The organism is Acinetobacter sp. BY419, assembly GCF_019038395.1.
Classification (GTDB): Bacteria; Pseudomonadota; Gammaproteobacteria; order Pseudomonadales; family Moraxellaceae; genus Acinetobacter.
Map to the genome: position 1 here is coordinate 1 of NZ_JAGFXZ010000005.1, position 16,054 is coordinate 16,054.

15 protein-coding genes are annotated in these 16,054 nt (G+C 45.2%); 2 read left to right on the top strand and 13 right to left on the bottom strand.

Annotation, left to right across the window (positions count from 1 at the left end):
• Positions 1-372: 372 nt before the first annotated feature.
• The 5 genes from KUG37_RS02970 to ribF all read right to left on the bottom strand — a co-directional run bounded on the left by KUG37_RS02970 (position 373) and on the right by ribF (position 5,962).
• Complete coding sequence (locus KUG37_RS02970; protein ID WP_216936666.1) at positions 373-915, bottom strand: NADPH-dependent FMN reductase; 543 nt, start codon at positions 913-915, stop codon at positions 373-375.
• Positions 916-1,042: 127 nt separating this feature from the next.
• Positions 1,043-1,525 (bottom strand): peptidylprolyl isomerase, encoded by a 483-nt coding sequence (locus tag KUG37_RS02975; RefSeq protein WP_216936665.1) that lies wholly within the window; start codon positions 1,523-1,525, stop codon positions 1,043-1,045.
• Positions 1,518-2,057: a signal peptidase II gene (gene lspA, locus KUG37_RS02980; RefSeq protein WP_216936664.1), complete on the bottom strand. Its 540-nt coding sequence runs from the start codon at positions 2,055-2,057 to the stop codon at positions 1,518-1,520. The genes KUG37_RS02975 and lspA overlap by 8 nt, the downstream gene beginning before the upstream one ends.
• Positions 2,050-4,896, bottom strand: a complete 2,847-nt coding sequence (gene ileS / locus KUG37_RS02985) for an isoleucine--tRNA ligase (protein WP_216936663.1) — start codon at positions 4,894-4,896, stop codon at positions 2,050-2,052. Before ileS ends, lspA begins: the two co-directional genes overlap by 8 nt.
• A gap of 64 nt (positions 4,897-4,960) precedes the next feature.
• On the bottom strand, positions 4,961-5,962 hold the full coding sequence (gene ribF, locus KUG37_RS02990) for a bifunctional riboflavin kinase/FAD synthetase (RefSeq protein ID WP_216936662.1): 1,002 nt from the start codon (positions 5,960-5,962) through the stop codon (positions 4,961-4,963).
• Between the two features lie 207 nt (positions 5,963-6,169).
• Here ribF and KUG37_RS02995 point away from each other — a divergent pair, with 207 nt between their 5' ends.
• Together KUG37_RS02995 and KUG37_RS03000 are read left to right on the top strand one after the other, a co-directional pair.
• Complete coding sequence (locus KUG37_RS02995; protein ID WP_216940139.1) at positions 6,170-7,324, top strand: TDT family transporter; 1,155 nt, start codon at positions 6,170-6,172, stop codon at positions 7,322-7,324.
• Between the two features lie 104 nt (positions 7,325-7,428).
• Positions 7,429-7,995 carry a 5'-nucleosidase gene (locus KUG37_RS03000; protein WP_216936660.1) on the top strand — a complete coding sequence of 189 codons (567 nt, stop codon included), beginning with the start codon at positions 7,429-7,431 and terminating at the stop codon, positions 7,993-7,995.
• A gap of 66 nt (positions 7,996-8,061) precedes the next feature.
• On the opposite strand, the gene KUG37_RS03005 is transcribed toward KUG37_RS03000, so the two are convergent.
• From KUG37_RS03005 to KUG37_RS03040, 8 genes are all read right to left on the bottom strand, one after another.
• Positions 8,062-8,682, bottom strand: a complete 621-nt coding sequence (locus tag KUG37_RS03005) for a TetR/AcrR family transcriptional regulator (protein ID WP_216936659.1) — start codon at positions 8,680-8,682, stop codon at positions 8,062-8,064.
• Between the two features lie 320 nt (positions 8,683-9,002).
• A complete protein-coding gene (locus tag KUG37_RS03010) occupies positions 9,003-9,809 on the bottom strand; it encodes an ABC transporter ATP-binding protein (protein WP_216936658.1) in 807 nt (268 codons plus the stop codon).
• 21 nt (positions 9,810-9,830) lie between these two features.
• Positions 9,831-10,646, bottom strand: a complete 816-nt coding sequence (gene ssuC / locus KUG37_RS03015; RefSeq protein ID WP_216940141.1) for an aliphatic sulfonate ABC transporter permease SsuC — start codon at positions 10,644-10,646, stop codon at positions 9,831-9,833.
• Positions 10,647-10,657: 11 nt separating this feature from the next.
• Positions 10,658-11,821 (bottom strand): FMNH2-dependent alkanesulfonate monooxygenase, encoded by a 1,164-nt coding sequence (ssuD, locus tag KUG37_RS03020; RefSeq protein WP_216940143.1) that lies wholly within the window; start codon positions 11,819-11,821, stop codon positions 10,658-10,660.
• Between the two features lie 36 nt (positions 11,822-11,857).
• On the bottom strand, positions 11,858-12,850 hold the full coding sequence (locus tag KUG37_RS03025) for an aliphatic sulfonate ABC transporter substrate-binding protein (RefSeq protein WP_216940146.1): 993 nt from the start codon (positions 12,848-12,850) through the stop codon (positions 11,858-11,860).
• Positions 12,851-12,874: 24 nt separating this feature from the next.
• On the bottom strand, positions 12,875-13,831 hold the full coding sequence (locus tag KUG37_RS03030) for a sulfonate ABC transporter substrate-binding protein (protein WP_216936654.1): 957 nt from the start codon (positions 13,829-13,831) through the stop codon (positions 12,875-12,877).
• A 333-nt stretch (positions 13,832-14,164) separates the two neighbouring features.
• Positions 14,165-15,508: an amino-acid N-acetyltransferase gene (gene argA, locus KUG37_RS03035; RefSeq protein ID WP_216936653.1), complete on the bottom strand. Its 1,344-nt coding sequence runs from the start codon at positions 15,506-15,508 to the stop codon at positions 14,165-14,167.
• Positions 15,509-15,642: 134 nt separating this feature from the next.
• The gene (locus KUG37_RS03040) at positions 15,643-16,011 is read right to left on the bottom strand and encodes an RcnB family protein (RefSeq protein WP_216936652.1); all 369 of its coding nucleotides are present in this window, start codon (positions 16,009-16,011) and stop codon (positions 15,643-15,645) included.
• Positions 16,012-16,054: the final 43 nt, after the last annotated feature.

Genomic DNA, 16,054 nt, shown 5'->3' on the forward strand with positions numbered 1-16,054 from the left:
ACAGATGAATACATTTCAGAAATCACTGACCGTATAAATCATCGTCCAAGAAAAAGACTCGGCTTTAAAAGTCCGAGTCAGGTATTATGGCAACAACATGGTGTTGCACTTCAAATGCTAATCTAAGTTTTTATAAAAAATGAAAAGAAAAAACCCTAACATCCTGTTAGGGTTTTTTCTGGATTTACTTTTCAGATCTGACTTCTTGTCTGATCTGTCAACGTCCTGTTGCTCTGCGTTTTTTATTGTTGTGGTATCGCTGCAGACTTCTTGTCTGTCTATGATTGACTATAGTCTGGAAGAGCATTGGCGAATAGCCGATAAGTTCTGCGCTACCTGTAGGCTAAAACGTACAGGGCTGTGGTCCAATCATCAGACACTCACATATTGAATCAGTTTATCTACTACGGCTTTTAAATTTTTATTATCAAATTCATTTCCCTGGAATGAATAATCTTGGATGCGTGCAAAGATGTCTCGGATTTCGATGACGGCGTTGGTATCTACCAGTCCAAGTTGAGTACCCACTTGGCGAATCTGGTCAATTGAACGTGAGCCATTGGTCACACCATACCCAATATAAGCTGCCGGTTTAGCTTGCCATTCCTTACCGAGGTAATCCAGGGCATTTTTCAGCGCAGGACTATAGCCGTGGTTGTATTCGGGACTAATAAAAATAAAGGCATCGCCAAGTGCAATTTTGTCTGCCCAGTCTTGCTGTTTGGGCTGATCATAAATCCCGGTCAATGGCGGATGGGCACCAGAAAATAGCGGAAGATCCCATTCTTTCAGATCGACAATTTCAGGTGCCAGAGTGCTAAACCCATAGCCTTTAATCTCCTGCAGTACCCAGTGTGCCACTTTAATCGCGGTACGTCCCTCACGCACGCTGCCGACAACAATATAAATTTTCATGTCTTTCTCTTTATTCTATTTAGTCTTAAATTAATGAGATTGCCGAAAGGTGACTAGAGATGATTTGTATCCCGCTATAAAAAAAGCTCCCGAAGGAGCTTTTGAAATTATAAAATTAGTTGATGCTTTACATCAGCTTAACACCTTGCTGACCGGCAGGCGTCACTTTAAAGATTTCTACTTCAAAGGTGATGTTCTTGCCTGCCAAGGGATGATTAAAGTCTACTTCAGTGATGTCATCATTCACCGAGCTCACCACGCCATACAAGGTCGCTTTGGCTTTGTCTTCAAACTCGATCATGTGGCCTTCGATCGGACGTTCTCCGAATTTCACCGTATCAAATTTCTGGATATTTTCTGGATTCCAAGGACCAAATGCATCTTCTGGAGGCAGGCTCACGGTACGACGGTCACCGGCACGCAAGCCAAGCAGTGCTTTTTCAAACCCGGGTAATAAATTACCATCGCCAATGACCAGGCTGACCGGTTCTTCACGGCTACGGGTATTGTCGATTTCCACGCCATTTTCAATCGCGACAGAAAAGTGCAGCTCGACTTTAGAGCCGTCCGCAATCCGGGTTTCTTCATTAGGATGAATAAAATCAGTCATGTTGTGCTTGCGCCCGTTGAATTCGATGTTTTTCTAAGAAAAAGGTATCAATCAGCATCAGAATAGTGCCCACTGTAATGGCACTGTCTGCGATATTGAAAGCAGGGAAGTGACTGTTCTGGTAATACACATGAATAAAATCGACCACATAGCCGAGGCTGACCCGGTCGATTAAATTACCGATGGCACCGCCCAAAATCAGGGCAATCGCCAGCGGTAAGATTTTCATGTCTTTTGGCATACGCATCAGCCAAAAGACGAATATCACAGACACTAAACCTGCCAGTGAAGTAAAGAAATAGCGTTGCCAACCCCCAGCATCGGACAGAAAACTAAAAGCAGCGCCATAGTTATGTAGCAGTGTCCAATTTAAAAAGGGCAGCACAGGAACAGGATCTGCATAATTCAGATTTGTCACTGCAATCCATTTGCTCCATTGATCCAGAACGATCGCTACAATGGCCAGTCCGATCCACCATAAATTATGGGGATAAAACTGGAATAAGCCCTTTTTGCTGTGGGTATTAGGCATATTTTCTCTCTTCGCCTTGGCCTGTAGGAAGGTTAATGATACAACGGCCACATAGTCCCGGATGTGAGCTATGTGTATTCACATCCGGAAGGACATGCCAGCAGCGTACGCATTTTTCGCCATCAGCTGCAGAAACTTTCACGTTAAGGCCTTCAAGATCAGAAGCTTCACCTTGCGTAGCATCGAACTCGTTTACGATTACTTGTGAAGTGATCAGAACAAAACGTAATTCGTCATCAAGACGGTCAAGTACGGTTTTGAGTTCTGCAGTTGCCCACAGTTCAACTTTAGCTGACAGGTTTGAGCCTACAGTTTTGGCTGTACGTGCCATTTCAATAAACTTGTTCACGGCCGATTTCACTGAAATCAGGGTTTGCCATTCTGCTTCTGAAATCACGTTAGCAGTAGATGCAACTGGAATCTCATACCATTCTGTGGTGAACACATATTTCTCTGATTGCTCAGGAATCAGTGGCCACGCTTCTTGTGCAGTGAAACTCAGGATTGGCGCCATCCAGCGTACAAAAGCCTGTACCAGATGATACAAGGCAGTTTGTGCAGAACGACGTGCCTGCGAGTCTGCTTTGGTGGTGTACTGACGGTCTTTGATAATGTCGAGGTAGAAACCACCCAGGTCATTGATACAGAAGTTGGTCAAGGCGCTGGTGACGATATGGAAGTTCATATCTTCATAGGCTTGCTGAACGGTTTTTTGAACTTCTGCAGCACGTTGCAGGATGTATTGGTCCAATGCAATCAACTGATCGACTGGCAATGCATCGGTAGACGGTTTGAAGCCATTCAAGTTGGCAAGTAAGAAACGAAGCGTGTTACGGATACGACGGTAACCATCAGAGGCACGGCTAAAGATTTCCTTACCTGCGGTCATTTCGTAGCGGTAATCTGCAGAGGCGATCCAGAAACGCAAGCCATCTGCACCCATGTCTTTAATGATGTCTTGTGGTGTGATCACGTTACCGATCGACTTAGACATTTTGCGGCCTTTTTCATCGACCACGAAGCCGTGAGTCAACAAGCCTTTATATGGCGCACGTTCATTGATCGCGATTGAGGTCAATAACGAAGACTGGAACCAGCCACGATGCTGGTCTGAACCTTCCAGGTATAAATCAGCAGGATCAGTGAGTTCTTCACGTTCACGAAGAACCGCAAAGTGTGTTGTACCCGAGTCAAACCATACGTCTAGTGTATCGCGAACTGCATTGTATTGTTCAGCATCTGCACCGATAAACTCAGATGCATCACGGTTATACCAGCCGTCAATGCCTTCTTGCTCAATCAGTTTCGCCACTTCTTCGATCAGTTCAGGGGTACGGGGGTGCAATTCATTGGTGTCTTTGTGTACGAAGAACGGAATTGGCACACCCCAAGTACGTTGACGCGAGATACACCAGTCCGGACGACCTTCGATCATGGCCTGAATCCGGTTTTTACCCCACTCTGGCACAAAGCTAATTTCATTTTCAATTGCATTCAAAGCGCCCTGACGGAGGCCTTTGGCATCCATGCTGATGAACCACTGTGGGGTCGCACGGAAAATAATCGGGGTTTTATGACGCCAGCAATGTGGGTAACTATGTTTAATTACCACATGTGCCCAAAGTTTATTGCAATCAGTCAGTGTGGCAATAATTTTTGGATTGGCTTTATAAATGTGTTCGCCTGCAAAAATAGGAGAAGTCGGTAAATATACGCCATTTCCGCCAACAGGGTTTTCAACTTTGAGGTTATAAATCAAGCCAACTTTATAATCGTCTACACCATGGCCCGGTGCGGTATGCACGGCACCTGTACCACTGGTTGCAATCACGTGTTCGCCTAAAATAACGGGAACTTGACGATCGCCAATTAAAGGGTGTTGTAATTGTAGGTTTTCAAGTTTGCTACCGGTAAAGTCAGCAAGGACTTCAAAAGATTCGAAGCCATAGCGTTCTGTTGCTGACGCAACTAAATCTTTTGCAAGAATAAGGTTTTGTGCCACTTTATTTTCGCCAACGGCTTTCACCAGTTGGTATTCAATATCTGCATGTAATGCAACGGCCTGATTGGCAGGTAGCGTCCAAGGCGTCGTTGTCCAGATTACGATGTCTGTTGAATCGGTAACGCTTACACCCAAACGTGCAGATAAATCAGCTAAATCAACAACGGTAAAACCGACATCAATCGCATCTGATTTTTTATCTTCATATTCAACTTCAGCTTCAGCCAAAGACGAACCACAGTCCAGACACCAGTTCACCGGTTTCAGACCAGGTTCGATATGGCCTGCTTTGGCAATAGCACCAAGCGAACGTACGATGTCAGCTTCTTGCTTGAAGTTCATGGTTAAGTACGGATTATCCCAATCCCCGAACACGCCCATACGCACGAAGTCTTTTTTCTGTAATTCAACTTGTGTGTAGGCATATTCACGGCAGGCTTTACGGAAAGTTGAAGCATCAACTTTTACACCGACTTTACCGACTTTTTCTTCAACTTTAAGTTCAATTGGAAGACCGTGACAGTCCCAGCCCGGTACATAAGGCGCATCAAAACCATCCATCACACGACTTTTGATAATGATGTCTTTTAATACTTTATTGACCGCATGGCCCAAATGGATTTGACCATTGGCATAAGGAGGGCCGTCATGAAGAACGTATTTTTTCTTGCCAATACGCGATTCACGAATCTGCTGATAAATGTTGTCGGCATACCACTCTTCTAACCATTTCGCTTCACGTACTGCCAAATTTGCTTTCATTGCAAAGTCAGTACCTGGGAGGTTTAGCGTGGCTTTATAGTCCACTGCATTTTCAGGAGTTTGCTTATCGCTCATGCAAGTCGTCTTCCAATCTAATCAGTTATGTCACTGACACGTTTTACAATAAAAATATGGGATATTAAAAGGGAAATGTGGGGTGATTTCGACGAAACTCAAGCAGTTTCTCGACGTCATCATCAATTCCAGCTTTTAGCGCTTCAAGCGAAGGATAGTCCTTTTCGCCATGTAAATAGTTTAAGAACGTCACCCGCATCAACAGGCCATACAGATTAGCAGAAACATCTGGAAAATGTACTTCTAATCGCCACTCTGGATGCGCTTGTTTAATCGCTGGGCGTGTGCCGACATGACCCGCACCAAACAGGGAAGTCGGATCATAACCGGCAATACCTGTTTGCGCTGCAGAGTCAGCGATGACCTTGTCTTTTAAGGATTCGGTTTCGCATATCACGTCCACCCCATAAATTCCCTTTAGGCAGGGCTTATGACGGTTGAGGCGGATATTAATGGTGGGAAAATCAATGGTTCGACCAATCTGATCGCCATATTGCACCCGTCCGGTAATGCTATAGGGACGACCCAGTAGTTGTGCAGCCAGGGCCAGATCACCTGCCAGCAAAGTCTGGCGAATCCGGGTGGAACTGACCCGCTCACCATCCAAAGCAATGGTATTTAAATTGGTCACTTCAAAGCCGTAATTGTGCAGGAATTCGCTATTGCCCTGGCGGTTTTTACCAAAGTGAAAATCATCGCCCAAGACCAGATGCTGCGCATTCAGTTTTTCTTTTAAAATATCGGCAAAGGCTTCTGCAGTCAGGCTGCGAAAAGTATGATCGAATTTCGCTACCGCAATATAGTCCACACCCAGTTCGGTCAGGTATTCGACTTTTTCACGCAGTGATGAAATACGCGGTGGGGCATCATAACCTTTAAAATATTCAAGCGGTTGTGGCTCAAAGATCATTACCACCGATTTTAAATTCTGTTTTTCGGCAACGCTTTTAAGCTGCTTGATCATGGCTTGATGACCCAAATGTACACCATCAAAATTGCCAATGGTCACGGCAGTTTTTTCTGAGACAGAATGGGAGTTTAAAGCATTCAGGCGGAGCAGCTTCATGGGCGAATCAAGTGCTTGGAAATATCGAGAGGCTATATATTGCCATAATCTCAGCGTTTCGTCTTGTTGTTGTGTTTTTAGACAATAAAATTAATGCAATAATGAATTTAAAATCAATTAAATTGATAATTAAAATGAATATTAATCAGTTTAATTTATATGTGATTGTTCGTATGATGGTTCTAACATCATGTACGAGCGAAGCTGATGAAAAAGCCATTTGCCGATTTAAATCGAGTTTCTGACCTGATCCGTGAGTTCACACCGAACTGGTTCACAGTAACCATGGGTACAGGTGTTGTCGCTTTAATCATAGCAGAATCTCCGTTGGCGTCTGAGCTTTTCTGGCAAATAGGTGCCGGGCTTTGGCTTTTGAATATCATCTTATTTGTTGCTTTCCTGAGTCTTTATGCGCTGCGCTGGATCTACTACCCAGTTGAAGCCAGACAGATTTTTCAGCATCCGAATATGAGTTTATTTCTGGGTGCAATCCCGATGGGTCTTGCCACGATCATCAATGGCTTTCTTAAATTTGGTATCGTTCAAATGGGTGATATCGCCGTGCAGATTGCAGGGCTACTTTGGTATGTTGATGTAGCACTTGCCGTTGTGATTGCGTGGGTCGTGCCATTTTTTATGTATAGCCGACAGAAGCATGAGCTTAAAAGCATGACAGCGGTATGGTTGCTGCCCATCGTGGCATGTGAGGTTGCCGCAAGTAGTGGGGGACTGTTATTGGCCCATCTGGAGCCAACTCAACAGAGCGTCATGATTCTACTCGGCAGTTATATGCTGTGGGGAATTTCAGTTCTACCTGCATTTGGAATTCTGAGCGTTTTAATGTTGCGTCTGGCTTTACATCAGTTACCCGCAAAAGAAATGGCCATTAGCAGTTGGCTTGCCCTTGGGCCAATTGGTACAGGTGCATTGGCATTGTTATTACTGGGTCATCAGGCACCGCAAGTGTTGGCAGTCATAGATCAATACAGTTTGGGGCTGTTTTTCCAACAGGTGGGTATTATTGGTGCCTTGATCTTGCTTGGCTTTGGTGTGTGGTGGTTTGGTATTGCCTTATTAACCACCTTATATCACGCCAAAAAGCAGTTGCCTTTTAACTTGGGCTGGTGGGGACTCACCTTTCCAATCGGTGTATTTACTTTGGCGGTGTTTAATCTTGCTGTAGCACTAGAACTTCAATTTTTATATGCGGTTGCTTATGCATTGGGATGTGTATTAGTCATGTTATGGATACTGGTTGCAACTAAAACGGCAGCGGGGTTTTACCATGGAAATTTAATCTTTTCACCTTGCCTCAAACAGTATTTGCAAGAGCAGCAAATGGCGAAGGCCACAGAAAAATAAGACTTCAATTTTCGGTATGACTGGGCATCTAAAATGATGCAACTCAGGCTGCCTTGTCCTGCTGTTTTATGGTATATCACTGCCATACAGCGCAGGAGACGATTGTGAGTCAAGACATTGCATTAATCATGGCACTTCCGAATGAATCCAAAGGCTTGTTTGAAGCTGAAGGTATTCAGGTGCATTACAGCGGGATTGGCAAAGTCAATGCCGCCTTTAAAGCCTTTGAGGTGATTCAAAAAACCGGTTGCAGTACCTTGCTAAATTTGGGCACAGCAGGGAGTTCTCATTTTAATGCACATGAACTGATTGAAGTCACTCAGTTTGTACAGCGTGATATGGATGTTTCACCACTCGGTTTTGAGGTGGGTATGACCCCGATGGATCAGCATTTCCCGGGTACCATTGAGCTGGAGTCTTTCTTTGAACATTTGCCTAAAGGGATTTGTGGGACAGGCGACAGTTTTGAAACCGGCATTTCGAAAGTCGCATGTAATCTGGTAGATATGGAAGGTTATGCCTTGGCAAAAGTCTGTAAAAAGCTTGGTGTTCGCCTGATCTCGGTCAAATATATTAGCGATGGTGCCAATGAGACTGCATATCTGGATTGGGAAGAAAACCTGTTATTGAGTGCAAGAAAGTTATTAAATTTATATCGAATGGTAAAATAAAAGAGAAAGGTAAATTTGCTCGGCGACCATAGGAACTATGGTCGTATGCCAATCAGAAGCGCTTGCTTATTTATCCGTACGTGGAATCACGCCGTATAACATCATGTTTACCGTATGCTGGATAATGCGTTGCTGCATGCTGCGGTTACGCAAGGTTTTACCTGTGACCATTTCCATCTGAATTGAAAAGTCTGCATAGTTCTGGGTGATGGCCCAAATATTCAGAATCAGTAATTCAGGATCAATGTCTGCAGAGATTTTGCCTTGTTCCTGCCAGTTGGAAATCACTTTGGCTTTACGCTTCACCAGTTTTTTCAGCGGACCTTTTAAAATTTCCAGAATATGCGGTGCTCCTTGAATCACCTCTAAAGCAAATAAACGTGATGCTTTAGGCTGGGTACGCGACACTTCAATTTTTTGCATCAAATAATTGGTGATCGCTTCTTCAGGCTCAAGTTCAGCTTCAAGGGTTTGTAAAGGTGCCAGCCATTTTTGTAGAACGGTGGTCAGTACCTCGACATACAGGGCTTCTTTATTTTCATAATAATAGAAAATATTCGACTTATGCATTTCTGCAATCTGTGCGATTTCATCTAGACTTGCCCCACTAAAACCATATAAGGAAAATACATCTAGTGCAGCATTCAGCAGCTGGTTGCGTTTTTGAGTACTCTTTTTTTGTTCCATTAGCAAATATAAAAAACAATGAAAAAAGGAATCCTCAATTGTACGGCAAATCGTCAGATTTGTGCACACAGTCACTGGCTAATTTTTTGAATAATGATAATTTATTCTCTATATCAGCATTTAGAGCAGCTTAAATGCATCAAGGTAGATCAAAAATTTCAACCTTTTGAAAATACTTAAATTAGTAAAATTTTTTATCTTAAATCGGGTCAGAAAATTAACACTTTCATTGCTTGGCGAAGCATACAGTTTAAATCTCACTCAGGCTTTATTTCAGATGAAACCCAAAAAAATGTCATGCTCCGGGTTTCATCTGGTGCTTAGGTGGCTAGAACCGCTTGTAGAACCTGCTGTTCCAGTTCTACAAATTTGACACTTTTTTGCCGTGGACGTGGCAAGTCGACCCGAAACTCTTTGGCAATATGACCTTTATCCAGCAGGATAATCCGGTCTGCCAGTTGCACGGCTTCACTGACATCATGCGTGACCAGAATGGTGGTAAAGCCTTGCTCGGTCCATAAGCGTTCAATCAGGTTCTGCATCTCCAGACGGGTCAAGGCATCCAATGCACCGAGCGGTTCATCAAGGAGCAGAATACGGGGTTGATGCGACAGTGCCCGCGCCAAGGCTGTACGTTGCCGTTGTCCTCCGGAAAGCTGTGAGGGCCAGAGTCCGGCTTTTTCTTTCAGGCCGACCTTTTCCAGCATTTGCGAAGCTTTGGCATGCTGCTCTTTGTGGAGGCCCAATTGCACATTCTGTTCGATGCTGCGCCAAGGCAGCAGGCGAGGGTCCTGAAACATCACTCGGATATCATCTGCAGTAATGCCTTCACGGATATGCCGGGCAGATTTGAACTTGATTTCGCCGTAGCTCTGTTTTTCCAGATCGGCAATCAGGCGCAATAAGGTACTTTTACCACAGCCACTGCGACCGACAATTGCCAGAAAATCGCCCGGTTGAATATGCAGGTCCAGATCTTCCAGGACTTTGACTGAACCATAAAATTTGTGCAGTTGTTCGATAATGATTTCCGCACCGAGGGCTGCATTAGGATTGATATCTGCCGCAGGTTGCTCGGGGGGGGCAATCGGGTCATTGACATGACGCCCTAAACTGAGATCAGTCATCACATGCTCCTCATTTATTATTTATTTTTGATAGCCGGCATGCCAGCGCAGCAGGAATCGCTCTAACGCCACCGCCAGAACATCGGCCAGCTTGCCAAGCAGGGCATACAGTAAAATACCGACCAAGACCACATCGGTTTGCAAAAATTCACGTGCATTCATGGTCATATAGCCAATACCGGACTGGGCAGAAATGGTTTCGGCCACGATCAAAAGTACCCAGACCAGACCCAGAGAAAAACGCAGTCCGACCAGAATAGACGGCATTGCTCCCGGCAGAATAATTTCTTTATAGAGCTGCCAACGGCTCAAGCCGTAACTTTTACCCATTTCGATCAATTGTGGATCGACCGAGCGGATGCCATGATAGGTATTGATATAAATTGGGAAAAATACCCCAATCGCCACCAGAAACAATTTGGCAGATTCATCAATCCCGAACCATAAGATCACTAAAGGAATGAGGGCCAGTGCAGGAATATTGCGGATCATCTGCAAGGTGGTATCGAGCAGGGTAGAGGCTGTTTTGGATGAGCCATTTAACAGGCCCAGCAATAAGCCCAAACCACCGCCAACCAGTAAACCGCTGATAGCACGTCCTGTACTGACTTGCACATGTGTCCACAGTTCACCGCTGAGCAATAAATTCCAGAAGGCTAAAACGACCGCACTCGGTGCAGGCAGAATCCGGCTTTCCAGCAGGCCTGTGCTAGAGGCAATTTGCCAAATTGCAATCAAGAAAATTGGAACCAGCCAGGGCAGCAGATGCTGCCCCAGAATTGTTCCACGTGAAACCGGCTTTTGTACTAGGGTTTCAACGGAAACGACTTTTGACATTAAGCAGACTCCTAAATTTTCTCAGCCTGCTTGTTCTCGTCCGGTGTGTAGTTGTTCGCCACGATTTCACCAAATGGACCGGTCAAGTTTGGTTGAGTGAGTTTTTGCTGGGTTTCCAGTGGAAGTAAAGGAAACACCAGTTCAGCAAAACGAATCGATTCTTCCAGATGCGGATAGCCTGAGAAAATAAAGGTACTGATTCCCAGATCTGCATATTCCTGAATACGTGCAGCCACAGTTTCTGGATCACCGACCAGTGCCGTACCTGCACCGCCACGCACCAGACCTACACCGGCCCACAGGTTCGGAGAAACTTCGAGTTTGCTACGGTCGCCATTGTGCAGTTCCGCCATACGACGCTGACCGACTGAATCCATAGATTTGAACTTGGCTTGGGCCGCAGCGATGGTGGCATCATCCACATATTGAATCAGTTCTTCAGCAGCAGCCCAGGCCTGTTCATTGGTTTCACGTACAATCACGTGTAAACGGATCCCGTAATTCAGTTCACGGCCTTTGGCTTTGGCCTTGGCTTTCACTACGGCAATTTTTTCTTTTACTGCTGCCGGTGGTTCGCCCCAGGTCAGGTAAGTGTCCACCTGATCGGTGGCCAGTTCAATGGCATCGTCCGATGAACCGCCAAACCATAAAGGTGGATGCGGTTGCTGAACTGGTGGATAAAGCAGTTTTGCATCATCGACACTTAAGCGTTCGCCATGAAAGCTAAAACTTTCACCGGTATGGGAACGTTTTAAAATTTCACGCCAGATGGTGGTGTATTCGGTTGCCGTTTTATAACGGGTTTTGTGATCTTCATAGACGCCATCACCTTTTAGTTCCTGCTCGTCACCGCCAGTGACCAGATTTAGCAGTACCCGGCCATTGGATAAACGGTCAAAGGTCGCAGCCATGCGTGCAGCCAGTGCCGGGGTGGTCACGCCCGGACGCAGTGCCACCAGGAATTTTAATTTTTTGGTCGCGTCAATCAGGCTGGCTGCGGTTAACCAGGGATCTTCACAAGAACGGCCGGTCGGAATCAGAACACCTTCATAACCTAAGTTATCTACCGCAACGGCAATCTGCTTCATATAGGCATGATCTACAACACGTGCACCCTTGCTGGTGCCTAAGTAACGACTGTCGCCATGAGTGGGGATAAACCAGAAAATTTTCATGTGATATTCCTTAAATTAAATGATCTTGCTCGGTAATCAATGTGTTGTTGGTGACCAGATGTGTTGCTGGACGCTAATGGTGTTGGGGATCAGTTGAACCCGCTGGAAGAGATCGGCAATATTCTGTTGGGCTTTTACTACTTCCGCCGTTAGTGGCAGTACCGGTGAGGGTTTTAGACGACGTTCAAATGCAATCTTCGCCACTTCTGGTTTCAGACCGGTACTTTTCTGATAGACAGCTAAAGCTACGGACTGGTTTTTAAGAATCCATTGATCAGATGCATTTAAAGCCTGAATAAATTTTGCTGGGCTATCTGGATGCTTTTGAATGAATTCGGGATTACCGATATAAAAGGAGTAGGTTTGTGGGAAGTCACTGGATTCAATCAGCACCTTGACCTTGCTATCGAACTCGGCTGCACCCAGGAACGGATCCCAAATTGCCCAGGCATCAATGGCTTTTTTGTCAAAAGCGGCACGTGCATCCGCAGGCGGAAACCAAATTGCCTGAATCTCTGACCAGCTTAATCCGGCTTTTTCCAAGGTTTTGGCCAGAAGTTCATGTGCACTCGAACCTTTCTGAACTGCGATCCGCTTTCCTTTCAACTGTTGAATCGTCTGAATGTCGCTATCTTTCGGCACGACCACTGCTAAAGAATTACCGGCCACTTTTTCAAAGGCCACGTAGCTCAGGTCTTTGTCTGCTGCCTGTGCAAAAATGGGTGGGGTATTCCCCACATAACCATAGTCCACAGCACCGACTGCCAAGGCTTCCAGCATTTGTGGACCCGCCGGAAACTCTTTCCATTCAATTTTGGCATTGGGAAATTGCTGTTCTAAGAGCTTTTCATTGCGTGCTACCAGCAGATTCAAGGCTGATTTCTGAAAACCAATCGCAATACTTTGAACCTGTTGCGGTGCTGCGGTTTCTACAGCAGTGCTTTGCTGTGGCTCCTGTTTCTGGCAACCAGTCAGAGTAAAGCTCAATAACGCTAAACTGATATAGGAAACCGTTTTTAAATGACTCATTTTTATTCTCGAATTATTCTGCTGTTATTTAATAATCGCTGCATCAATATTCAGCTTTTTGGGAATCAGCTGCTGCGCATAAAATGCATCTGCCACTTGTTGCTGTTTTTGAATCACGTCGGTGGTTAAGGGCTGAACGCCAAAGCCCATGCGTGAAATAGAGGTTTTCAAGACATCAACGGCCAGACCGGTCGGTTTTTCTAGTAACTGCGCTGCTGCATCCTGATTTTTGGCCACCCAGTCTGTAGTCAGGTTCAATTCATTGACGACGGCCTGCATCACCTGAGGATGGCTTTCTGCGAACTTGCGATCTGCCAGATAGAACTGATGGTTGTTTACTACATTTTCACCACTGGCAATTACGCGCGCGCCAATCTGATGTTCAGCAGCTGCGAAGAACGGATCCCAGATGACCCAGGCATCGACCGCACCACGTTCAAATGCAGCTCGTGCATCAGAGGGTGGTAAATAGATCACTTCGATATCATCAAGGCTAAGCTGGTTGGCTTCCAGAACCTTTAACAGCATGTAGTGCACGTTTGAACCTTTGTTCAAGACTACCCGTTTGCCTTTCAGATCCTGAATCGACTGGATCGGTGAGTCTTTCGGTACAATTAAAGCTTCGGCTTTAGGCGCTTGCGGCTGATTGGCCACATACACCAGGTTTGAGTTGGCCGCCTGGGCAAAAATTGGCGGTGCTTCACCGGCTTCACCAAAAGACACACTGCCGACATTCAGGCCTTCAAGCAGTTGCGGACCGGCTGGAAATTCCACCCACTTCACATTGATCCCTTGCTGTTTCAGGGTGGTTTCCAGCGTGCCACGTTCTTTTAAAATCGGTAATACGCCGTATTTTTGGAAACCGATATTCAGGGTGAGGGTCTCTTCTTTTTTCGAGCAGCCTGAAAGCATCATGACACCAGCCATCGCAGTACCGAGTACCGCAGTTTTTACTATAAGCTGAACATTAGATTGGCGCATGAATCGAAACTCCCGAAAATGAAAAACTAGCGAATGAAAACTTAGACACACGCTAATCGTTTTTGTTTTTCTAAAAAAATAACTATTCAGGAATTTCTAATGAAGAAAAAAGATAAATAAAAAAATGCAAAACTTATGCGAAAAAGTGATTTATATAAAAATGAATATTCACCAAAATAATTAATCAAGATTATGAAATATATAGTTATTTTTCTAAGTCTAATCTGCTGGTATGTTTAGCTCAAAAGCAGCGATGGAATTTTAAAATTTAAACCCGGATTGCCTGATATCTTTATCTGAAATTAAGCTAAAGCGCTAAAAGAAAAAGTCACTTTAAAGTGACTTTTTGCAAACAATTGAATTACGTTGATAATTATAAAATGTCTGACGGGCATCCGGCAGGTCATCCACTGAAGCCGGTTCAAAGCCCTGTTCCAGAAACCAGTGCGCGGTGCGGGTAGTTAAAATAAACAGTTGCTGGATCTGCATGCTTTTGGCTTTTTCTTCAAGATAATGCAGGATCTGGCTGCCCCGATTAGACTGGCGATAACTTGGATGTACCGCAACACAGGCAATTTCTGCAGAACGCAATTCATCGCCTGTCGTCGGAATCGGGTAGAGAGCTGCACAGGCCAGAATCATGCCATCCCGTTCGATCACGGCAAACTGGTTGATTTCATTTTCCAGACGTTCACGGGAACGATAGACCAGAATGCCTTCTTCTTCTAAAGGACGTAGTAAACTGATCAGACCACCCACATCCTGAATGTCTGCCATCCGTACTTCTTCATAGTGTGCGTCAGTGACCAGGGTGCCGGAACCGTCACGGGTAAATAGTTCTTCTAGCAGGGCGCCATCATAGGCATAAGAAATCAGGTGCACCCGATGTACCCCATTCATTGATGCTTCCTGTGCTGCCTTTAGCTGTAGCCCTCTTTCAAGCCCATCTTGTTCTGCCGGAATAAAATCATCGAGCTGCTGCGGTGTCACTTCCCGTTTAAGCTGGCCGTTACTGTCCATTAAGCCATGCTGCTTGCCCAGAAAAATCAGTTTATCTGCTTTAAGGCGAATCGCAGTTTTGGTCGCGACCTCTTCAGCCAGCAGATTAAAGACTTCTCCGGTGGTGGAATAACCCGTCGGACCAAGCACCACAATATTATGATTGTCCAGATGGCGCTGAATCGCGTCGGTATCGATTGCACGGACTTCACCGGTAAGTTGAAAATCAATACCATCGCGAATGCCATAAGGCTTGGCAGTGACAAAATTCCCTGAAACGGTATCGATACGGGCGCCATACATGGGTGAATTGGCCAGTCCCATCGATAGAAGCGCTTCAATTTGTAGACGGATTGAACCGACGGCATTCATCACACAGCTTAAAGATTCACGTGTGGTCACCCGGCGCTGCTGGTAAAAAGGCGTCGTAATCTGGCTCTGTGCCAGATTCTGGTTAATTTGCGGACGGGCACCATGCACCAAAATCAGCCGGATCCCCAAAGAATGCAATAAGGCAATGTCGTGAATGATGTGCTGAAAGTTGTCATTTAAAACTGCTTCGCCATCAAACATGATCACAAAGGTTTTGTTGCGGTGCGCATTGATATAAGGCGCAGAATTGCGAAACCAGTGCACATATTGCAATGTCGTGCTTTGTGACGTTTCTGCTGAAGTCATGCCTGTGCCTATTTCAATGATTGAATATCCAGCTTTGATTCTAATGAAAAAACACCGAAGTGGAAGTATAGATATAAAAAAACACCTGAAGGGGACTTCAGGTGTCTGCAAGACGAGCAGAAAATGGAGACGGATTAATTGATAATACGAATAATTCGGTTGTTACGCTCATTGACCAGAACGTAGTCATTGTTGACTTTGTACCACTGCTGGAAACGGCCGGCATTCGGTAAACGACGTGCTTCGCGATCACTGACTTGAAAACGTTTGTTGTCATATTGACGTGGCAAAGCTTGTCCTACGCGCCAGTCACGGCTTGGATTCACTGCACGGTTGTTCTGATGGCGATCATCATTCCATTTCTTACTATCTTTGGCATTCCAGTGCGGTGCCGGTTTATGCGGATTATGGTCATAACGCGGGTCATGCTGTGGTGCTGCCATTGCAGAAGTCGCTAACAAAGCACTGAGAGATAACGCGATTGTAGTTAAAACTTTTTTCATGGCTCTCACCTAAGGATGTAAATCTAATTTCGATAAGACTAAA